This is a genomic window from Mesorhizobium sp. L2C066B000 (genome assembly GCF_000502335.1).
Lineage (GTDB): Bacteria > Pseudomonadota > Alphaproteobacteria > Rhizobiales > Rhizobiaceae > Mesorhizobium.
Genome location: NZ_AYWZ01000005.1, coordinates 133,478 through 155,108, shown reverse-complemented (window position 1 = coordinate 155,108; position 21,631 = coordinate 133,478). Strand labels below are relative to the sequence as shown.

19 protein-coding genes are annotated in these 21,631 nt (G+C 62.6%); 15 read left to right on the top strand and 4 right to left on the bottom strand.

The genetic code is table 11. From position 1 onward, the window contains the following. Positions 1–7: 7 nt before the first annotated feature. The 5 genes from X733_RS150965 to X733_RS150985 all read left to right on the top strand — a co-directional run bounded on the left by X733_RS150965 (position 8) and on the right by X733_RS150985 (position 5,033). On the top strand, positions 8–478 hold the full coding sequence (locus X733_RS150965) for a VOC family protein (protein ID WP_023818829.1): 471 nt from the start codon (positions 8–10) through the stop codon (positions 476–478). Positions 479–555: 77 nt separating this feature from the next. Next, positions 556–2,148 carry an apolipoprotein N-acyltransferase gene (gene lnt, locus X733_RS150970; protein WP_023818828.1) on the top strand — a complete coding sequence of 531 codons (1,593 nt, stop codon included), beginning with the start codon at positions 556–558 and terminating at the stop codon, positions 2,146–2,148. Between the two features lie 137 nt (positions 2,149–2,285). Further along, on the top strand, positions 2,286–2,705 hold the full coding sequence (locus X733_RS150975) for a helix-turn-helix domain-containing protein (RefSeq protein WP_023669550.1): 420 nt from the start codon (positions 2,286–2,288) through the stop codon (positions 2,703–2,705). Positions 2,706–2,927: 222 nt separating this feature from the next. After that, a complete protein-coding gene (metK, locus tag X733_RS150980; RefSeq protein ID WP_023669551.1) occupies positions 2,928–4,193 on the top strand; it encodes a methionine adenosyltransferase in 1,266 nt (421 codons plus the stop codon). A gap of 138 nt (positions 4,194–4,331) precedes the next feature. Then, the gene (locus X733_RS150985) at positions 4,332–5,033 is read left to right on the top strand and encodes a tRNA (guanosine(46)-N(7))-methyltransferase TrmB (RefSeq protein ID WP_023818827.1); all 702 of its coding nucleotides are present in this window, start codon (positions 4,332–4,334) and stop codon (positions 5,031–5,033) included. 42 nt (positions 5,034–5,075) lie between these two features. Here the strand turns inward: X733_RS150985 and X733_RS1000000168075 are convergent, their stop codons facing one another. Then, positions 5,076–5,240 (bottom strand): hypothetical protein, encoded by a 165-nt coding sequence (locus tag X733_RS1000000168075; RefSeq protein ID WP_023669553.1) that lies wholly within the window; start codon positions 5,238–5,240, stop codon positions 5,076–5,078. 333 nt (positions 5,241–5,573) lie between these two features. On the opposite strand from X733_RS1000000168075, the gene rimP reads away from it, so the two are divergent. The 10 genes from rimP to X733_RS151035 all read left to right on the top strand — a co-directional run bounded on the left by rimP (position 5,574) and on the right by X733_RS151035 (position 17,797). Beyond that, a complete protein-coding gene (gene rimP, locus X733_RS150990; RefSeq protein ID WP_023669554.1) occupies positions 5,574–6,218 on the top strand; it encodes a ribosome maturation factor RimP in 645 nt (214 codons plus the stop codon). Positions 6,219–6,265: 47 nt separating this feature from the next. Continuing rightward, positions 6,266–7,861 carry a transcription termination factor NusA gene (nusA, locus tag X733_RS150995; RefSeq protein WP_023669555.1) on the top strand — a complete coding sequence of 532 codons (1,596 nt, stop codon included), beginning with the start codon at positions 6,266–6,268 and terminating at the stop codon, positions 7,859–7,861. Positions 7,862–7,899: 38 nt separating this feature from the next. Beyond that, a complete protein-coding gene (locus X733_RS151000) occupies positions 7,900–8,550 on the top strand; it encodes an RNA-binding protein (protein ID WP_023818826.1) in 651 nt (216 codons plus the stop codon). Beyond that, complete coding sequence (infB, locus tag X733_RS151005; protein WP_023818825.1) at positions 8,547–11,111, top strand: translation initiation factor IF-2; 2,565 nt, start codon at positions 8,547–8,549, stop codon at positions 11,109–11,111. Before X733_RS151000 ends, infB begins: the two co-directional genes overlap by 4 nt. Positions 11,112–11,272: 161 nt before the next feature. Then, a complete protein-coding gene (rbfA, locus tag X733_RS151010; protein ID WP_023669558.1) occupies positions 11,273–11,692 on the top strand; it encodes a 30S ribosome-binding factor RbfA in 420 nt (139 codons plus the stop codon). Continuing rightward, positions 11,692–12,663 carry a tRNA pseudouridine(55) synthase TruB gene (gene truB, locus X733_RS151015; protein WP_023818824.1) on the top strand — a complete coding sequence of 324 codons (972 nt, stop codon included), beginning with the start codon at positions 11,692–11,694 and terminating at the stop codon, positions 12,661–12,663. Before rbfA ends, truB begins: the two co-directional genes overlap by 1 nt. A 44-nt stretch (positions 12,664–12,707) precedes the next feature. Continuing rightward, positions 12,708–13,802 (top strand): magnesium/cobalt transporter CorA, encoded by a 1,095-nt coding sequence (corA, locus tag X733_RS151020; RefSeq protein WP_023818823.1) that lies wholly within the window; start codon positions 12,708–12,710, stop codon positions 13,800–13,802. 95 nt (positions 13,803–13,897) lie between these two features. Then, positions 13,898–14,272, top strand: a complete 375-nt coding sequence (rpsO, locus tag X733_RS151025) for a 30S ribosomal protein S15 (protein ID WP_280790540.1) — start codon at positions 13,898–13,900, stop codon at positions 14,270–14,272. 278 nt (positions 14,273–14,550) lie between these two features. Beyond that, positions 14,551–16,698, top strand: a complete 2,148-nt coding sequence (gene pnp / locus X733_RS151030) for a polyribonucleotide nucleotidyltransferase (RefSeq protein WP_023682005.1) — start codon at positions 14,551–14,553, stop codon at positions 16,696–16,698. Between the two features lie 85 nt (positions 16,699–16,783). Beyond that, positions 16,784–17,797, top strand: a complete 1,014-nt coding sequence (locus X733_RS151035; protein WP_023818822.1) for a class I SAM-dependent methyltransferase — start codon at positions 16,784–16,786, stop codon at positions 17,795–17,797. A 16-nt stretch (positions 17,798–17,813) separates the two neighbouring features. On the opposite strand, the gene X733_RS151040 is transcribed toward X733_RS151035, so the two are convergent. From X733_RS151040 to fabB, 3 genes are all read right to left on the bottom strand, one after another. Beyond that, a complete protein-coding gene (locus X733_RS151040) occupies positions 17,814–19,367 on the bottom strand; it encodes a bifunctional diguanylate cyclase/phosphodiesterase (RefSeq protein WP_023818821.1) in 1,554 nt (517 codons plus the stop codon). A 184-nt stretch (positions 19,368–19,551) separates the two neighbouring features. Further along, complete coding sequence (fabI, locus tag X733_RS151045) at positions 19,552–20,364, bottom strand: enoyl-ACP reductase FabI (protein ID WP_023669564.1); 813 nt, start codon at positions 20,362–20,364, stop codon at positions 19,552–19,554. Positions 20,365–20,397: 33 nt separating this feature from the next. After that, positions 20,398–21,618: a beta-ketoacyl-ACP synthase I gene (gene fabB, locus X733_RS151050; RefSeq protein WP_023738184.1), complete on the bottom strand. Its 1,221-nt coding sequence runs from the start codon at positions 21,616–21,618 to the stop codon at positions 20,398–20,400. Between the last annotated feature and the right edge of the window lie 13 nt (positions 21,619–21,631).

Below are 21,631 nucleotides of genomic sequence, written 5' to 3'. Positions count from 1 at the left end.
CCGGCCGATGACGATCGACGATCCCTTCAAGCACTCAACCTTTGGCTCGGGTGTCTTCTACAACGACCCGCGAGCCGCATTGAAATGGCTCGAAACGGCCTTCGGCTTCGAGCCGAGCATGGTGGTCAGCGACGCTGACGGACGGCTGGTCCATGCCGAAATGCGCTTTGGCGACGGCTACATCATCGTCGATTCCGAATGGGCCGATCATATTGCCAGTCCGGTAAGCGTCGGCGGCAAGAACACTCAGTCGGTCTGTGTGCGTCTGAAAGACGGCCTGGACGTGCATTGTGAGCGGGCAATGGCGGCTGGAGCCCAAATCGTCGAGGAGCCTGCCGACCATTTCTACGGCGAACGGCAGTATCGGGCGCGCGACCCCAAAGGCCATGTCTGGACCTTCACCCAGACCTTGCGCACCGTGCCGCGCGAGGAGGCCGAGCAACTGAGCGGGCTAACCATTGAGGGATGGCACCGATAGCGCAGCGATCGGCCGGTTCGCGTTTCAATAAATCTGATAAATCTTGGCTCTTGATTCGCGCGACCTGGGAAGTCTGTATGGAGCGCCTTGCCGGCCGGATAATTCTGCTTTGGGGCTGGCGGCGCGCGCTGGTGGCGTTTCTTGCCGGGGCGCTGGCGGTGCTCGCCCAGGCGCCATACGATTTCTTCGCCGTCTGTTTCGTCTCGTTTCCACTGCTGGTCTGGCTGCTCGACGGCGCCACCGGCGAGGCTTCCGACGGCTGGCTCAGGCGCCTGCGGCCGGCCTTTGCCATTGGCTGGTGGTTCGGCTTCGGCTATTTCCTCGCCGGCCTGTGGTGGATCGGTGAGGCGCTTCTGGTCGAGGCCGACAGTTTCGCCTGGGCCTTACCCTTCGCGGTCGTCGGCATTCCTTTGGCGCTGGCATTTTTCTACGGCTTCGCCACCGTCGTCGCGCGGCTGTTATGGACCAACGACATTGGCCGCATTGCCGCCCTTGCCTTTGCTTTTGGCCTGACGGAATGGCTGCGCGGCTTCCTGTTCACCGGCTTTCCCTGGAATGCCGTCGGTTATGCGGCGATGCCCGTGCCGCTGTTGATGCAAAGCGTGTCGGTGACCGGCATGGTCGGCATGAACGCGCTGGCGGTCTTTGTCTTCGCCATGCCGGCCTTGCTTGCAGCACGCCGGCATGTCCGTCTCGGTGTGGTCCTGCTTGCCATTCTCGTCGCCGCCCATGCCGGCTTCGGCTATGTCAGGCTCGCGACCCCCGACAAGCCGACAACCCGCACTCTCGATGTCCGTATCGTGCAACCGGATGTCGACCTCAGCGAAAAATGGGACGCCTCGGTGCGCGACCGCATCTTCGCCACGATGATGGGCCTGTCGGCCGCAGCGTCCGATCCCGGTCATGACAAACCGCAACTTATCCTGTGGCCGGAGACCTCGGTACCGTTCCTGTTCACCGAGCGTCCGGACGCGCTGACCGCGCTCGGCGACATGCTGCAGCCTGGTCAGATGCTGATTGCCGGCGTCGTGCGCGAGGAGCGCGGATCGGGGGCGGATGCCGACAGCCGCTACTACAATTCGGTGGTGGCGATCGATGACAAGGGCGAAATCGCTGATGCCGTCGACAAGGTCCATCTGGTGCCGTTCGGCGAGTATCTGCCGTTTTCCGGTCTGCTCAGCCGCTTCGGCATCGGACAACTCGTCGCCGGGCCGATGAATTTCGCCGCCGGCAACGAACGCCATCCGATCGCTTTGCCCGGCGGCATCAGCGCCTTGCCGTTTATTTGCTACGAGGTGATCTTTCCTGATCTTGTGGCTGTTCACGCAACGTCATCCCAGCTTATTGTAAACGTCACCAACGACGCATGGTTCGGCGACACGCCCGGGCCGTACCAGCATTTCAGGCAGGCTCAGATTCGCGCGGTGGAAAACGGATTGCCGCTGTTGCGCGCCGCCAACAACGGCATTTCCGCCGTTGTCGATACGCGGGGACGCATCGTCGACGCATTGGCGGTCGATGCACGTGGCGCCATCGACGTGCGGGTGCCGATCTCCGGCCAAGCCTTCATCTCCGCCGCGGGGCGGCGCATTAACGGAATGCTGATCATGTTGGTGTTTGCCGCAATCGCCCTCAGCTTGAACGTAAGGCAACGGCTACGGGTGAATTGACAGTCGACACATTAGAAACTCATACTGTTACCGCCTAATTTTCTCGAAGTCGGTTGGTGTTTCTGTTGGGGCAGTTGGCTCCGGCTTCGTTTGGGCGAGAAAAATAGAAAAGGCCGGAAAAATTCGGCGAGGAAAAAATGACAGAAGAAAACAAGAAGAAACCGAATCCGATCGACATCCATGTCGGAAGTCGCGTCCGCCTTCGGCGCAATATGCTTGGAATGAGCCAGGAAAAGCTTGGTGAAAATCTCGGTATTACGTTTCAGCAGATCCAAAAATATGAAAAAGGAACGAACCGCGTCGGCGCCAGCCGTCTGCAGGCAATAGCCTCGATACTCAGCGTGCCTGTCGCCTTCTTTTTCGAGGATGCGCCAGGGCAGGAGCCGGTGGGTAATAGAGGATTTGCCGAGGACACTTCGATGGCTTTCGCCGTCGAATTCTGCGGCAGTCCGGAAGGGCTTCAGCTCAACCGCGCGTTCGTCAAGATCGCGGATGTGAAGGTGCGCCGCCGGATTATCGACCTTGTGAAGTCCCTTTCTGCCGAAGATGCCGAGTGATTCGGTGGGTCGATTGACCCATTGGCCCCAGTAATCCCCCGGGCCCGAGTAGCCCAGAGGCTCGACTGCCGGCGGTGCCAAGCCGCCGGTGGTACAAGATATATTGCTGCGACACTCATGCCAGAACCGCGGCACCGCTTGACGAGCGGCGCCCGGCACCGTTAACACGTGGCGCGCCAAAATCGGCAGCCCTGCCGATCGTTTTTTCAAGAGGGGACACCCGTGACGCGGCAGAACTACTTCTTCACCTCGGAATCCGTGGCCGAGGGTCATCCCGACAAAGTCTGTGACCGCATCTCGGACGAGATCGTCGATCTGGTCTATCGCGAGGCCAAGAAGACCGGCATGGACCCATGGAAAGTCCGGGTCGCCTGCGAGACGCTCGCAACCACCAACCGCGTCGTCATCGCCGGCGAAGTAAGGGTTCCCGATACTCTGCTGAAGCGGGACAAAGCCGGCAACATCCTCAAGGACGCCGCCGGGCATTCGGTCGTCAACCCGGCCAAGTTCAAGTCGGTCGCCCGCAAGGCGATCCGCGAAATCGGCTACGAGCAGGCCGGCTTCCACTGGAAGACGGCAAAGATCGAGGTTCTGCTGCACGGCCAGTCGCCCGACATCGGCCAGGGAGTCGACAACGCCGCCGACCGCCAGGGCGAAGAGGGTGCCGGCGACCAGGGCATCATGTTCGGCTATGCCTGCCGCGAGACCCCGGACCTGATGCCGGCGCCGATCTATTACAGCCACAAGATTCTCGAACTGCTCGCCGCTGCCCGTCACGAAAACAACGGCGAAGCCGGCAAGCTCGGACCCGACGCCAAGAGCCAGGTCACCGTTCGCTATGTCGATGGCAAAGCCGCCGAAGCGACGCAGATCGTGCTGTCGACGCAGCATCTCGACGCGACCTGGGATTCCAAGAAGGTCCGCAAGGTCGTTGAGCCTTACATCCGTGAGGCGCTCGGCGACCTCAAGATCGCCGACGATTGCATGTGGTACATCAACCCGACGGGCAAGTTCGTCATCGGTGGACCGGACGGCGACGCCGGCCTGACCGGCCGCAAGATCATCGTCGACACCTACGGTGGTGCTGCCCCGCACGGCGGCGGCGCCTTCTCCGGCAAGGACACCACCAAGGTCGACCGCTCTGCCGCCTATGCGGCGCGCTATCTCGCCAAAAATGTAGTGGCGGCCAAGCTCGCCGACCGCTGCACCATCCAGCTATCCTACGCCATCGGCGTTGCCCAGCCGCTGTCGGTCTATGTCGACCTGCACGGCACCGGCAAGGTCGACGAGGCCAAGCTCGAGGAAGCGCTGCGCACGGTGATGGATTTGTCGCCATCCGGCATCCGCAGGCATCTCGACCTCAACAAGCCGATCTACGCAAAGACCTCGTCCTACGGCCATTTCGGCCGCAAGGCCGGCCGAGACGGGTCCTTCTCCTGGGAAAAGACCGATCTGGCCAAGGCGCTCAAGGACGCGATCGCTGCTTAGGCATGATTCCAAAAAGTGGTACCGGTTTTTTGGAAAAGATCATGCTCCAACAAAGGATTAGATTGAGATGAGATTTCAGCCAAATCTCATCTCAATCCCAAATCTCATCTCAATCTAAGCGCGGCGCGCGACCAGGCCATGGATCCACAGGACAGGCGGAGCCGCGCGACCGAAGGGTTCTTCGGCCGCCGGCACGGCAAGACCATTCGCCCGCAGCAGGCCGCGGCGCTGGAAAGCGGTCTTGGGGCCTATGGCCTCGACCTCTCCGTCCAGGCACCGGCAGAATTGCGCGCGCTATTCTCAGCGGATGTTTCAACGGTTCGGCTGGAAATCGGCTTCGGCGGCGGTGAGCATCTGCTGCACCGTGCCAGGGAGGCACCGGCGACCGGCTTCATCGGTGTCGAGCCGTTCGTCAACGGCATGGCCAAGTTGATGATGGCGGTGCGGGAAAAGCCGCTTGCCAATCTTCGCGTTTATGACGACGACGCCACGCGCCTGCTCGATTGGTTGCCGCAGGCGTCGCTCGATGGCATCGATCTGCTCTACCCCGATCCCTGGCCGAAGAAAAAGCATTGGAAGCGGCGCTTTGTCAGCCCGCTCAACCTCGATCGGTTCGCGCGCGTGCTGAAGCCGGGCGGAAGCTTCCGCTTCGCCTCCGACATCGACACCTATGTGAACTGGACCTTGTTGCACTGCCGGGCGCATGGTGCGCTCCTATGGCAAGCGGAGGACGCGGCCGACTGGCACCGGCCCTATGAGAGCTGGCCGGGCACACGCTACGAAGCAAAAGCCATTCGCGAGGGCCGACGGCCGGCCTATCTCACCTTCATCAGAAAATAGTTCGATGCGGGAAAGTGTCCCGCATCGACAGCCGGTCTGGCTTCAGAAACGGCCGATCTTGCCGAAAGCGGTCGGGTCCATGCCAAGCCGGCGCAGATCGTTGGCGCGCGGCTTGCGGCCGGCTTCGACGGCCCGCGAGGCGGCAACGGCGCTGCCGAACAGAGCAAAGGCGTCGCCTATGGCGGAAAACACGGTACGGTTGCTCATTGTCTTGACCTTTCGCGCGCCACCGCGCTCATCTTTGATTTGTGCAGTGCAACATAGATAGGGATGTGAAATCCGGGATCACAGGGCCGTTACCGCATAGCCGGCATGCGCCGCGCGCAATCCTGCGAGCCGTCGCCGGCTGCACTCTGCCCGGCCCGTCAACAGACTTGAAACACTGGCCGGGATCGTCTATATCAACCTCAAATTCTTGGTCGGTATGACGAAGAGTGGGTCCACCCGGTCCCGCTCTTTTTTATTACCTGCCGGTCAGCCATCAGCAAAGAGATGGTTCGGGACGACGATCATCCTGATCCAGAGAACGACAGGAACCGCATGACTGCAACGGCAAGCGAAGCCGACGACCGCATCATCCGCGAAAGCGGTATCGATGCGCGCATCGCGCTGATCGTTCAGCCGGTGTTGCGAGGCATTGGCTTCCGCCTCGTGCGGGTGCATCTGTCGGGCCAGAACGGCCTGACGCTGCAGATCATGGCCGAACGCGAGGACGGCACCATGACCGTCGAGGATTGCGAAGAGGTCAGCCGCGCTGTGTCGCCGGCGCTCGACGTCGATGACCCGATCGAGAAGGCCTATCATCTCGAAGTGTCGTCGCCGGGCATCGACCGGCCGCTGGTACGCAAGTCGGATTTCGTCACCTGGACCGGCCATCTGGTGAAGATGGAAACCTCGGTGCCGGTCGCCGACCGCAAGCGCTTCAAGGGCAAGATCGCCGAAGCCGGCGAAGACGACATGCTGCTCGAGCGCGACAAGGCCGCCTACGGCGAAGAGCCGACGGTTCGCATTCCTTATGACGCGATCGCCGATGTGCGGCTGATCCTCACCGACGACCTTATTCGCGATGCCCTTTCGAAGGACAACCGGGAACGCAAGGAAGCCAAGAAACGCCGCGGCGAAGCTGATGATGCACCCGAAGGTGCTGAAGGCGGCGCGGAAGACGAAATCGAACAGGAACTATGATGAGCGGCCGGGCCTAAAAGCTCGGCAACAAGCTCGGGAGAAATAAGATGGTTGTAAGCGCCAACAGACTTGAACTGCTGCAGATCGCCGACGCGGTGGCGCGTGAAAAGTCGATCGACAAGTCGATCGTCATTGCCGCCATGGCTGATGCAATCCAGAAGGCCGCGCGCTCGCGCTACGGCCAGGAAACCAACATCCGCGCCGACATCAACGCCAACACCGGCGAGATGAAGCTGCAGCGGCTGATGGAAGTGGTCGAGAAGGTCGACGACTACGCCACCCAGATCGCCATTTCCTCGGCCCGCGAGCGCAATCCGGACGCCCAGCTTGGCGACTTCATCGCCGAACAGCTGCCGCCAATGGATTTCGGCCGCATCGCCGCCCAGTCAGCCAAGCAGGTCATCGTGCAGAAAGTGCGCGAGGCCGAGCGCGACCGCCAGTATGACGAATACAAGGACCGCATCGGCGAGATCGTCAACGGCACCGTCAAGCGCGTCGAATATGGCAACGTCATCGTCGATCTCGGCCGTGGCGAGGCGATTATCCGCCGCGACGAGCTGATCCCGCGTGAAAACTACAAGTACGGCGACCGCGTCCGCGCCTATGTCTACGACGTGCGCCGCGAACAGCGCGGCCCGCAGATATTCCTGTCGCGCACCCATCCGCAGTTCATGGCCAAGCTCTTCACCATGGAAGTGCCGGAAATCTATGACGGCATCATCGAGATCAAGTCGGTCGCCCGCGACCCAGGCTCGCGCGCTAAGATCGCCGTCATTTCGCGTGACTCGTCGATCGATCCGGTCGGCGCCTGCGTCGGTATGCGCGGCAGCCGCGTCCAGGCGGTGGTCGGCGAATTGCAGGGCGAAAAGATCGACATCATTCCGTGGTCGCCTTCGGCCGCCTCCTTCATCGTCAACGCGCTGCAGCCGGCGGAAGTCGCCAAGGTCGTGCTCGACGAGGATGCCGAGCGCATCGAAGTGGTGGTTCCCGACGACCAGCTGTCGCTGGCCATCGGCCGTCGCGGCCAGAACGTGCGTCTTGCCTCGCAGCTCACCGGCTGGGACATCGACATCCTGACCGAGGCCGAGGAATCCGAGCGCCGCCAGAAGGAATTCGTCGAACGCTCGTCGCTGTTCATGGAAGCCCTTGATGTCGACGAGATGGTCGGCCAGGTGTTGGCCTCCGAAGGCTTCACCAGCGTCGAGGAAGTTGCCTATGTCGATTCGGGCGAGATCGCCTCGATCGACGGTTTCGACGAAGACACCGCTTCGGAGATCCAGACCCGCGCCCGCGAATATCTGGAGAAGATCGAAGCCGAGCATGACGACAAGCGCAAGGCGCTGGGCGTCACCGACGAACTGCGCGAGATCCCTGGCGTCACCACCGCCATGATGGTGACGCTCGGCGAGGATGGCGTGAAGACGATCGAGGATTTCGCCGGCTATGCCGCCGACGACCTGACCGGCTGGAAGGAACGCAAGGACGGCGAGACCAAGGTATTCCCGGGTGTGCTCGCCAATCACGGCGTGTCGCGCGCTGACGCCGAGCAGATGGTTCTGGCAGCCCGCCTCAAGGCCGGCTGGATCACCGAAGACGAGCTTGCAGCCGAACAGGTCCCGGCTGACGAAGCCGTTGGTGCGTGAGGTGAAACCGCATCGCACACAACCCGCCCCCGGACGAGATGAACGATCGCACCTGCATCGTCACGCGCAAGCAAGCCGAGCCGGATGAGCTGATCCGTTTCGTCGTCGGCCCGGATTCGTCCGTCGTTCCTGACCTGAAGAGAAATCTGCCCGGCCGTGGTTGTTGGGTGAGCGCCGACCGCCTACATATCGACAAGGCGGCGGCGAAGAACCTGTTTGCCCGCGCCTTCAAGGCGCAGGTCGTCGTGCCGCCCGATCTCGGCGGCATGGTCGACGGACTGCTTGCACGATCCGCTTTGGGTATGCTTGGCCTTGCCCGCAAGGCTGGCTCGATCGCACTCGGCGCAACCAAGGTCGAGAGCGCGGTGCGCTCGGGGTTGGCGCTTTTCGTGCTCCACGCGACCGAGGCATCCGACGATGGCGTGCGCAAGATCAGTCAGGCGCGGCGGGCAACTGTCCACCTCGGCGGGCCTGCAGTCCTTGCCTACAAACTTTTCTCCGAGGCCGAGTTGAGCTTGGCATTGGGGGGTACAAATGTGATACATGCTGCCGTTCTCGCGGGAGACGCGGGCAAGGCGGTTGAGAGGCGCATGGTTGCGCTCGACCGATATCGGGGCGGAACCCCCGACGATCTGGCAATGCTTGCGGCCGTTGCTGACGAAGATGATGCTGCAGAGGATATGGAATGAGCGATACGAAATCGGGCGACGACAAGACGTTGAGTGTTACACCGAAGAAGACCTTGACGCTGAAGCGCCCCGGTACCGAGCAGAGCGTCGTGCGCCAGAATTTCTCGCATGGCCGCACCAAGCAGGTCCAGGTCGAGATCAAGAAGCGCAAATTCTCCATGCCCGGCGACAAGCCGGAGCCGGTGGCTGCACCCGTATTTACGCCCAAGCCCGCGGTTGTGGCAGCCCCCGTCGTGCAGGAAGCGCCTAAGGCGCCGCCTCCGCCGCCGCCGGCCGAACGCGGCGGCATGGTGCTGAACGAACTGTCGCGCAATGAAATGGAAGCGCGCCGCAGGGCGCTCGAAGGCTCCAAGGTTCGCGACGTCGAGGACCGCCAACGCGCCATCGAAGAGGCCAAGCGCCGCAACGAGGATGAGGAACGCCGCAAGCGCGAGCGCGAGGAATCCGCGCGCCGTCAGGCCGAGGAAGAAGCCCGCCTGCAGACCGAGGCCGAGTCCCGCCGCCGCGCCGAGGAAGAAGCGCGCCGCCGCGCGCCGCAGGCTGCCGAGCTTGTGGCATCGGACGACGAGGAAGAGGTCAAGCCGAAGCGCACCGCCGCCGGCGCCCCGGTACGCCGTCCGGTTACGCCCGAAGTGGCGCGCCCGGCCAAGCCGACCAAGGCCGAGGAAGACCGTCGTCGCGGCAAGCTGACCCTCAACACGGCTCTTTCCGACGAGGACGCGCGCGCCCGCTCGCTGTCGTCGATGCGTCGCCGCCAGGAAAAATTCAAGCGCGCGATGCACAATGAGCCGCGCGAGAAGGTTATGCGCGAAGTGATCCTGCCTGAAACCATCACCATCCAGGAACTGGCGCAGCGCATGTCCGAGCGCGCTGTCGATGTGGTCAAGTACTTCATGAAGCAGGGCCAGATCCTGAAGCCGGGCGACATCATCGACGCCGACACGGCCGAGCTGGTCGCCACCGAATTCGGCCACACGGTCCGCCGCGTCGCCGAGTCCGATATCGAGGAAGGCCTGTTCAACATTGCCGACAATGCCGAGGACCTGGTGTCGCGGCCGCCTGTCGTGACCATCATGGGCCATGTCGACCACGGCAAGACCTCGCTGCTCGACGCCATCCGCAATGCCAATGTCGTCTCCGGCGAAGCCGGCGGCATCACCCAGCATATCGGCGCCTACCAGGTCGAGAAGAACGGGCAGAAGATCACCTTCATCGACACGCCCGGTCACGCCGCCTTCACGGCGATGCGCGCCCGCGGCGCTCAGGCGACCGACATCGCCATCCTGGTGGTGGCGGCCGACGACAGCGTCATGCCGCAGACCATCGAATCGATCAGCCATGCCAAGGCGGCCGGCGTTCCGATCATCGTGGCGATCAACAAGATCGACAAGCATGATGCCGATCCGCAGAAGGTGCGGTCGGAACTGCTGCGCCATGAGGTGTTCGTCGAATCGATGGGCGGTGAAGTGCTGGACGTCGAAGTGTCGGCGACCAAGGGCACCAACCTCGACAAGCTGTTGGAAGCGATCCTGCTGCAGGCCGAAATCCTCGACCTCAAGGCCAATCCGGACCGTACCGCCGAGGGCGTGGTCATCGAAGCCCAGCTCGACAAGGGCCGTGGCCCCGTCGCCACCGTACTGGTGCAGACCGGCACTTTGATGCCGGGCGACATCCTCGTCGCCGGCAATGAGTGGGGCCGGGTGCGCGCTCTGGTCAACGACCGTGGCGAGCAGATCAAGGAGGCGCCGCCGGCTATGCCGGTCGAGGTGCTCGGCCTGCAGGGCACGCCGCAAGCCGGCGACCGCTTCGCTGTCGTCAACAACGAGGCCCGCGCCCGCGAGATCACCGAATATCGCCAGCGTCTGGCGCGCGAGAGGGCAGTGGCTCGCCATGCCGGCCAGCGCGGCTCGCTCGAACAGATGATGTCGCAGCTGCAGACGAGCGGGTTGAAGGAATTCCCGCTGGTCATCAAGGGCGACGTGCAGGGTTCGATCGAGGCGATCAACGCCGCTCTCGACAAGCTTGGCACCGACGAGGTGCGTGCGCGCATCGTTCATGCCGGCGCCGGCGCCATCACCGAAAGCGACGTGTCGCTGGCGGAGACCTCGGGGGCCGCGATCATCGGCTTCAACGTCCGTGCCAATGTGCAGGCACGTGCGGCCGCGGCGGCCGCGGGCATCGAAATCCGCTACTACTCGATCATCTACAACCTCGTCGACGATGTGAAGGCAGCACTTTCCGGCCTGCTGTCGCCGGAACGCCGCGAGACCTTCATCGGCAATGCCGAGATCCTCGAGATCTTCGACATCACCAAGGTCGGCAAGATCGCCGGCTGCCGTGTCACCGAAGGCAAGGTCGAGCGTGGAGCGGGCGTGCGCCTGATCCGCGACAACGTCGTCATCCACGAAGGTACGCTGAAGACCCTCAAGCGCTTCAAGGATGAAGTCGCGGAAGTTCCGGGCGGCCAGGAGTGCGGCATGGCCTTCCAGAACTACGAGGACATGCGCGTCGGCGACATCATCGAGTGCTTCCGCGTCGAGATGGTGACCCGGACGCTCTGAGTTCGTATACCGTCGATACGACCGGGCGGTGGTCGAAAGACCGCCGCCCTAACTTTAATGCCTGTCGCCCAAAAGTGCGGGATAAACGACATGCATAGAACAAATATGAGACATGGCGGCACGGTCCCATCCCGCGCCTCACGCTTTCCGGATTGAGAAAAATGCCCCGTCCAACCGCCTCCAGTCCATCCCAGCGCATGCTTCGCGTCGCCGAACAGGTGCGCCATGCGCTGTCGGAAACCTTGCAGCGCGGCGAGATTATCGACCCGCTGATCGAGAACACCGTGGTTTCGGTCTCGGAAGTGCGCATGTCCACTGATCTGAGGGTCGCAACGGCCTTCGTTTCGCCGCTCGGCGCCAAGGACACGGGTGCGGTCATCGACGCGCTCAACAAGCATGCGAAGTTCGTCCGTGGCCGCGTCTCCGGCGCGCTCCGCCAGATGAAGTTCATGCCGGAGTTCCGCTTCAAGCTCGATACGTCCTTCGACAATTTCGCCAGGATCAACGATTTGCTGAAATCGCCCGAAGTCGCGCGAGACTTGGGTGCCGATGGCGAAGACAACGACAAGGACGAGAAATAGTGGGGCGCCGCGGCAAGAAGAAGGGACGGCCGATCTCCGGCTGGGTGGTGCTGGACAAGCCGGTTGGCATGGGTTCGACCGAAGCCGTCTCCAAGATCAAATGGCTTTTCCAGGCAGAAAAGGCCGGCCATGCCGGCACGCTCGACCCGCTGGCCTCTGGCATGCTGCCGATCGCGCTCGGCGAGGCAACCAAGACCGTGCCTTACGTGCAGGACGGCGCCAAAATCTACCGGTTCACCGTCGCCTGGGGCGAGGAGCGTTCGACCGACGATCTCGAAGGCCCGGTGACGCAAAGTTCCGACCGCCGTCCGGCGGAAAACGATGTCAGGGCGCTGCTGCCGAACTACACCGGCGTCATCATGCAGACACCGCCGCAATTCTCGGCCATCAAGATATCAGGCGAACGCGCCTACGATCTCGCTCGTGGGGGCGAGACAGTCGACATCCCCGCGCGCGAGATTGAGATCGGCCGTCTGGACATCGTCGAGCACGCTGCCGGCCACACCTTGTTCGAGGTCGAATGCGGCAAAGGCACCTATGTTCGCTCGCTGGCCCGCGACATGGGCCGCGACCTCGGCTGCTTCGGCCACATCGCCGAATTGCGCCGGGTTGAGGTCGAGCCGTTCACCCAGGAGGATTTCGTCACCGTCGCCGAACTGGAAGCCGCCCGTTTCGGCGAACAGCGCGAAGCTGACAGAGAGGGCGACGCCGATGTTGCCGATGCGCCGATCGACTTTGGCGCAATCGATGCGCTGCTCGTCGACACGTCGGCCGCGCTCGACTGCCTGCCGCAGATTGCCATCAGCGACGAAGCGGCGACCAAGATCCGCCTTGGCAATCCCGTCATCATCCGCGGCCGCGACGCGCCCGTGGAAGCCGAGGAAGCCTGCGCCACGGCGCGCGGCAAGCTGGTCGCCATCGGCGCCATCGAGCAAGGCATGTTCAAGCCGAAGCGGGTCTTTGCCGGCTGACCACTCTCGTCTAGTTTTACGTCGACGTCACATCCGAGGGGCACATGGCAAAGGCTGAGGCGGTGAAGAAGCGGGCGCCGGTGACAACGCGGCGGCCGCCGGTTGGCGCCTCGCCTGGCACGCTGATCGCCGATCCGGCGGCGCGACGGTCCGAGCTGCGGCTGACGCTGATCTCGCCTGAAAAATTCAAGACCATCAACGATGCCAGCATCGACGATCTCAACACCCATTGCGACAACTGGCCGGTCGTCTGGCTGGACTGCACCGGTCTCGCCAACATCCAGCTGATCGAGGAGATCGGCCGGATCTTCAACCTGCATCCACTGGCTCTGGAAGATGTCGTCAACACCGGCCAGCGGCCGAAGGTCGACTTCTTCGAGGACCACGCCTTCGTCGTCATGCGCATGATCGACGACGTCAAGGTGCATCGCTATGAGCAGATCGCGGTGTTCTTCGGCAAGAAATTCGTCGTCACCTTCCAGGAGCGCGAAGGCGATCCGTTCGACCCCGTACGCAAGCGCATCGCGGCAGCGTTGCCCAACCGCTTGCGGATGCGCGGCGCCGACTATCTGGCCTATGCGCTCATCGACTCCATCGTCGACAGCTATTTCCCGCCGATTGAGGCCGCTAGCGAGGAGGTCGATGGCATCGAGGACGAGATGCTCAACACGCCTCACAAGCATCAGATGCGCCAGCTGCACGAATTGCGGCGCGACGCCAATGTGCTCAAGGGCGTGCTGTGGCCGATGCGCGACGCGCTGGCGACGCTGATCCGCAACGACGTGCCCTATGTGAAGCCGGAGACGAAAATCTTCTTCAACGACACGCTCGACCACGCATTGCGGCTGATCGAGCTGGTCGAGAACCAGCGTGATATGCTGACCGGCTTGATCGAAATGCATTTGTCGCTGAGCCAGGCGCGCACCAACGACGTCATCTCTTATCTCACCATCGTCTCGGTGATCTTCATGCCGCTAACCTTCCTGGTCGGTATCTGGGGGATGAATTTCGATCCCGATATCTCGCCGTGGAACATGCCGGAACTGAAAGCCTACTATGGCTACCCGGCTTCGCTGCTGTTCATGCTGGCCGTTGCTGTCGGGCTGATCGTCTTCTTCAAAAGCAAGAAGTGGCTGTAAGGTTTCGGTGTCAGGGGAATCCTGGATTCCCGAGCAAAGGGCTGCGACAAGCCGGCTTTATGAATGGGCTGGTGTTTTCCGGGGAATTGCCCTATATGCGCCGCAGCATCGCGCCATGTCGCTTTGCTTGCACCGGCCCCTGCTGGACGACATCCCGGCTGAAGGCGACCCGTTTCCTCAAACAGATAAGGAAAAACACGATGTCGATTACTGCCGAGCGCAAACAGGAATTGATGGGTGAATTCGCAACCGCCAAGGGCGATACCGGGTCTCCGGAAGTCCAGGTGGCCATCCTTTCCGAGCGCATCAAGAACCTGACCGACCACTTCAAGGACCACAAGAAGGATAACCATTCCCGCCGTGGTCTGCTCGCTCTCGTCTCCCAGCGCCGCAGCCTGCTTGATTATCTCAAGCGCAAGGATGACGCGCGCTATCAGACGTTGATCGAGAAGCTCGGTCTGCGCCGTTGACGAATTGACCGGCGGGCTTTCGAAGGAGAGCCCGCCGGTCGCGCATTCTGCCAGTCGCATCGATTGGCCAGACCCGGTTTCGAGCGCGCAGAGGCCACTCGAAACCGCCCATGGACGGTCATGGGGCAGGATTGCAGGACGCTCGTGCGCTAACCAGCGCCGAAATCTACCCGAGCTTCCCGTTGTCTTGCCCGTGGCTGCCCGAGAAAGGAAGCCAGGGAAAGGGCATCCGCGCACCGTGAAACGGCGCGGCCCTTTCCGCTTATTAAGGACAAGATATGTTCAACTACCACAAAGTGGAAATCGAATGGGGCGGCCGTCCGCTCATCCTGGAAACCGGCAAGATCGCACGTCAGGCTGACGGCGCGGTGCTTGCGACCTACGGCGAAACCAAGGTTCTCGCCACCGTCGTTTCGATGAAGGAGCCGAAGCCAGGCCTCGATTTCTTCCCGCTGACCGTCAACTACCAGGAAAAGACCTACGCCGCCGGCAAGATCCCCGGCGGCTACTTCAAGCGCGAGGGACGTCCGAGCGAAAAGGAAACGCTGGTTTCCCGCCTGATCGACCGCCCGATCCGCCCGCTCTTCGCCGACGGCTACAAGAACGACACCCAGATCGTCGTCACCGTGGTCCAGCATGACCTCGAGAACGATCCCGACATCCTGTCGATCGTCGCCACCTCGGCCGCTTTGACGCTGTCGGGCGTTCCTTTCATGGGCCCGATCGGTGGTGCGCGCGTCGGCTACATCAACGGCGAATACGTGCTGAACCCGCATGTCGACGAGATGCAGGAATCCAGGCTCGACCTCATTGTCGCCGGCACCGCCGACGCCGTGCTGATGGTCGAGTCCGAAGCCAAGGAACTCGGCGAAGAGCTGATGCTCGGCGCCGTCATGTTCGGCCACAGGGGCTTCCAGCCGGTGATCGACGCCATTATCAAGCTGGCCGAAGTTGCCGCCAAGGAGCCGCGCGATTTCACGGCGCCGGACTACTCCGCGCTTGAAGCCGAAATGCTGAAGATCGTCGGCGACGAGCTCAGCAATGCCTACAAGAACGTCGACAAGCAGAAGCGTTACGCCGCCGTCGACGCCGTCAAGGCGAAGGTCAAGGCAGCGTTCGCTCCGGCCGAAGGCGAAGACGCCAAGTACACCTCCGAGCAGATCGGTTCGGTGTTCAAGGAACTCCAGGCCAAGGTCGTGCGCTGGAACATCCTCGACACCGGTTCGCGCATCGATGGCCGTGACCTCAAGACTGTCCGCAAGATCGTCTCGGAAGTCGGCGTCCTGCCGCGCACGCACGGTTCGGCGCTGTTCACCCGCGGCGAGACCCAGGCGCTGGTCGTTGCCACGCTGGGCACCGGCGAGGACGAGCAGTATGTCGATTCGCTGACCGGCATGTACAAGGAGAAGTTCCTCCTTCACTACAACTTCCCTCCCTACTCCGTCGGCGAGACCGGCCGCATGGGTTCGCCGGGCCGCCGCGAAATCGGCCACGGCAAGCTCGCCTGGCGCGCTATCCGTCCGATGCTGCCGAGCGCGGACCAGTTCCCCTACACGCTGCGCGTCGTCTCGGAGATCACCGAGTCCAACGGTTCGTCGTCGATGGCCACCGTCTGCGGCACATCGCTGGCGCTGATGGATGCCGGCGTTCCGCTGGCCAAGCCGGTTGCTGGTATCGCGATGGGCCTGATCAAGGAAGGCGAGCGCTTCGCGGTTCTGTCCGACATCCTGGGTGACGAAGATCACCTCGGCGACATGGACTTCAAGGTTGCCGGTACCGAAGGCGGCATCACCTCGCTGCAGATGGACATCAAGATCGAGGGCATCACCGAGGAGATCATGAAGATCGCGCTGGACCAGGCCAAGGACGGCCGCCAGCATATCCTCAGCGAGATGGCGCATGCTCTGACCGGCGCCCGCCCCGAACTCGGTGAGTTCGCACCGCGCATCGAGGTTATGCACATCCCGACCGACAAGATCCGCGACGTGATCGGCTCCGGCGGCAAGGTTATCCGTGAGATCGTCGAGAAGACCGGCGCAAAGATCAACATCGAGGACGACGGCACGGTCAAGATCGCTTCGTCGAACGCCAAGGAGATCGAGGCGGCCAAGAAGTGGATCCATACCATCGTCGCCGAGCCGGAAGTCGGCGAAATCTACGAAGGCACGGTCGTCAAGACCGCCGACTTCGGCGCTTTCGTCAACTTCTTCGGTCCGCGTGACGGCCTCGTCCACATCTCGCAGCTTGCCAACGACCGGGTCGCCAAGACCTCGGACGTCGTCAAGGAAGGCGACAAGGTCTGGGTCAAGCTGATGGGCTTCGACGAGCGCGGCAAGGTCCGCCTGTCGATGAAGGTCGTCGACCAGGCCACCGGCAAGGAAATCGCCCGCGACAAGAAGGCCGAAGGCGAAGAAAACGCCGCCTGAGTGGTCTGACAATAGAGTTGAACGGGCGCGGCTTATGTCGCGCCCGTTTTCGTTTAATACCCGTCTACGACATGAGAATCGAAGAATGGCCGCTGAGCCGCTGAAGACACTGTTCCATCCCTTCGAGGCCGAGGGGCTCCCTCTGCCGCAAAAGGGCGAGCGTGTGTTGTTCCTGGGTGCGGAGCCCGGCTTCCGCTTGCCGGAAGGCTTCGAGGCAGAGCTCCATCTTGCACAGGGTTTCCGGCCGCATCTCCGAGCGCTGGAGCGTGCCGGTCACAAGGTAACGCCGCGCGCGGAAGGCGATGCATTCGATGCAGCGCTCGTGCTTGCCGGCCGCCATCGTGGGCTAAACGAGATGCGTATTGCCGAGGCGATCGAACGCGTCACGCCGGGCGGTCTGATCATTGTCGCCGGCGGTAAGGACGAAGGCATCGCCAGCCTGCGCAAGCGCATCGACGAGCTTGTCCCCATCGAAGGGCATCTGCCGAAATATCACGGCATCGCCTTCTGGCTCCGCCGTCCGGCCGATCTGGCGCCTGCGGAAAAACTGCGCGTCGCCAATCCCGCCTTGGTCGTAGAGGACCGCTTCCGCACCGCGCCTGGCATGTTCTCCTTCGACCGGATCGACGTCGGCTCGAAACTTCTGGTCGACAACCTGCCCAAAGACCTGCGCGGCAACATTGCTGATTTCTGCGCCGGCTGGGGTTATGTCGCCGCCGAGGTCGCGGCACGTTCATCCGGCATAACGGGGCTCGACCTTTACGAAGCGGATTTCGACGCGCTTGAGGCGGCCAAGGGCAATATCGGCCAGACAGGCTTCGAGCCCGGCTTCTTCTGGACCGATCTGCTGAGCGAGCCGGTCGAGCGGCGCTATGATGCCATCGTCATGAACCCGCCCTTCCATCGCAGCCGGGCGGCCGAGCCGGAAATCGGCGCCGGCATGATCCAGGCGGCGGGCAAGGCGCTGAAGCCGGGCGGGCGGCTGTTCATGGTGGCGAACCGCCAGCTGCCCTATGAGCCGGTTCTGAAGGCCGTCTTCTCCAGCCATGCCGAGCTCGCCCGCGACGGCATGTTCAAGGTTTTCTCCGCGCGCCGATAGGACGGTGCCGGTCACCTCAATGCATGCTGACGATGCGCGCCGGCTCGTGGACGGGAATGGTCGGTCTGATGTCGCCAGGCTTGATCTTGAGCGGCGCCGGCCTGCCGAACAGATAGCCTTGCACCATCTCGCAGCCGGCCGCTCGCAAAAGCGTCGCCTGGTTCTCGGTCTCGACGCCTTCGGCGATGATGCCGACGCCGAGCGCCCGCGACAGGCCAACGATGGTAGAGACGACGGCGCCCGAATTGGAATCGGTGTCGATGCGGCTGACGAAGGAGCGGTCGATCTTCAGCTTGCCGAAGGCGAAGTCGATCAGGTAGCTGAGATTGGAATAGCCGGTACCGAAATCGTCGACGGCCACCGAAATGCCCATGTCGGCAAGCTGCTGCAGGATGATGGCGGCGCGGTCGCGGTCCTGCATCATCGCCGTCTCGGTCACTTCGAGCTCCAGCCGCGACGGCTTGATGCCGGTGCTGGCCATCGTGTCGCGCACGATACCGACGAAATCCTTGGTCCTGAACTGGACCGGCGAGATGTTGACGGCAACGAAGCAGTCCTCGGGCAAATGACGGGCATCGCTGCAGGCCTTGTTCAGCACCCAATTGCCGATCGGGTGGATCATGCCGGTCTCTTCGGCGATCGGAATGAATTCCATCGGCGGGATCATGCCGCGTTCCGGGTGCTTCCAGCGGATCAGCGCCTCGTAGCCGACGACACGGCCGGTCGGCAGGTCGAGCTGCGGCTGGTAATGAAGGTCGAAATCGCCACGGTCGAAGGCGATGTGCAGTTCGGATTCGATCCAGTGGCGGTAGTCGGCGACCTGGCCCATGTCGGAATGGAAGACCGACCAGTTGCCCACGCCGCCGGCGCGGGCATTCTGCAGCGCCAGGTTGGAGCGGCGCAGGATGAGGACCGGATCGACGCCGTCCTTTGGCATCGCCACGATGCCGACCGACAGGCCGACCGACTGCAGGTGGGAATCGAGCTGGTACGGCTTCAGCATCTCCTCGATCATGGTTTCGACGGTGCTTTCCATGGACCTTTGGAGTTGGTGTTCCCAGACAAGGATAGCGAACTCGCCGGCGCCGATGCGCCCCATCACCGCGCCTTCGGGCATGCAGGCCTTCAACCGCTTGGTGAAGCCGCGGATCAGTTCGTCGCCATGGCTGTAGCCGATGGCGTCGTTGATCTGCTTGAAGCGGTCGATGTCGATGTCGATGAGGAACACCGGTTCACCGGTCCTGATCGTCGCGGACGCCGCGTCGGCAATCCTGCCGACCATCGCCGGCCGCGCAAAAAGCCCGGTCAGCTTGTCGAAATGGGTTTCGTTGAAAACGTAGTCCACCGATTCATCGACGCCGGCGAAGAAGGACAAGGCAGCACCGGCGGCGGCCAGCGCGCATAGCGCCGACGCGACGCCGATCATGGTTTCCGCCTGCATGCCGGCAAAGCCGTCCCCGAAACCATGCCGGAGGCCCCAAAGCCCAAGGATGAAACTGCCAAGGCCCGAACTGGCGACGGTGAGCAGCCGGAACACAGGTGTTCGCTTCCGGTTGCTGACAGCAGGCATTGCTCAGTCCCTGTCGCATGATCCCGAAATCAACTCGACTTTCGGGAAATATCAAGCGCAAATTCATAAAGGCTAAAGCATCCTTTGCGCCCAGCAAGAACGCGCAGAGCCCAAGCCCATAGGACTTCTAGCGGATATCTCCTTAAAATGAGTTTCCGCCGATGCATCTAATTTTACTGGTGAGTTAATCGCGTACGCTGTCGGTCTGCTTCAACTCATCCAGGGTTGGCATCGACACGATGTGATAGCCGGAATCCACATAATGGATTTCGCCGGTGACGCCTGACGAGAGGTCGGACAAAAGATAGAGCGCCGAGCCGCCGACCTCGTCGATGGTCACCGTGCGGCGCAGCGGCGAGTTGCGCTGCTGGTAGGAGTACATGTGGCGGGCGTCCGAGATTCCGGCGCCGGCCAAAGTACGCACCGGTCCCGCCGATATGCCGTTCACCCGGATGCCGCGCGGGCCATAATCGTTGGCGAGATAGCGCACGCTGGCTTCCAGCCCGGCCTTGGCGACGCCCATGACGTTGTAGTTCGGCATGACGCGGACAGAGCCGGCATAGGTCAGCGTGATCATCGCGCCGCCTTCGCTCATCAGCGGGGCGGCATGGCGGGCGACCTCGGTGAAGGAGTAGCAGGAGATGACCATGGTGCGGACGAAATTGTCGCGGCTGGTGTCGGCGTAGAGCCCTTTGAGCTCGTTCTTGTCGGAAAAGCCGATGGCGTGGACGACGAAGTCGAGCCCGCCCCATTCCTTGCCGAGCGTCTCGAAGGTGGCGGCGACCGATGCGCTGTCCTCGACGTCACAGGGCACCACCAGAGACGCGCCAAGCTTCTCGGCAAGCGGCTTGACGCGGCGCCCGAATGCGTCGCCCTGATAGGTGAAGGCAAGCTCCGCCCCGTGTTCGGACAATTTCCTGGCGATGCCCCAGGCGATCGAATGATCGTTGGCGACGCCCATGACAAGCCCGCGCTTGCCCTTCATCAGTCCGTCCATGGCCGGCAATCCCCCTACAATAAAACGCTGGCCTTATGCGGAATAGCGCTGGAAAATCAGCGTTGCGTTGGTGCCACCGAAGCCGAACGAGTTGGACAAAACCGTGTCGATCCTGGCGTCGTCGATGCGCTTGCGCACGATCGGCATGTCCTCGAATTCGGGATCGAGGTTTTCGATATGGGCGCTCTCGCCGATGAAGCCGCCTTGCATCATCAGGATCGAGTAGATCGATTCCTGTACGCCGGCGGCACCCAGCGAATGGCCGGTCAGCGACTTGGTCGAGGTGATGAACGGCATCGTGTCGCCGAACACCTCTCGGATGGCGCCCATTTCCCGGGAATCGCCGACCGGCGTCGAGGTGCCGTGGGTGTTGATGTAGTCGACCGGCGTGGACACCGTCGCCAGAGCCTGGCGCATGCAGCGCACCGCGCCTTCGCCCGACGGCGCCACCATGTCGTAACCGTCCGACGTCGCGCCATAGCCGACGATCTCAGCGTAGATCTTGGCGCCGCGCGCCTTGGCGTGTTCGAGCTCCTCCAGGATGAGGACGCCCGCGCCGCCCGCGATGACGAAGCCATCGCGATTGGCGTCATACGCGCGGGAAGCTGTCGGCGCACGATCGTTATACTTCGACGACATCGCCCCCATGGCATCGAACAGGTCCGACATCGTCCAGTCGAGGTCCTCATGGCCGCCGGCAAACATCACATCCTGCTTGCCCCACTGGATCAGTTCGTAGGCGTTGCCGATGCAATGCGCCGAGGTCGAGCAGGCCGACGAGATCGAATAGTTGACGCCGTGGATCTTGAACCAGGTGGCGAGCGTCGCCGACGCGGTCGACGACATCGCCTTCGGCACCGCGAACGGACCGATGCGCTTGGGGCTGTTGTTCTTGAGCGTGGTCTCGGCCGCCTCGACGATGGTGCGGGTCGAGGGGCCGCCCGAGCCCATGACGATGCCGGTGCGCTCATTGGTGATGTCGCTTTCGCCAAGCCCGGCGTCGGCGATCGCCTGGTCCATCGCGACATGGTTCCAGGCCGCGCCCTGGCTCAGGAAGCGCATGGCGCGCCGGTCGATCATAGGGGTCGGGTCGAGCGTCGGCGCACCCCAGACCTGGCAGCGGAAGCCGTGTTCGGCGAAGGAATCTGAGAAGCTGATGCCTGATTTGGCATCATGCAGCGAGGATTGCACCTCGTTGGCGTTGTTGCCGATCGACGATACGATGCCGAGGCCTGTGACGACGACCCTTCTCATTCGCAACTCCTTC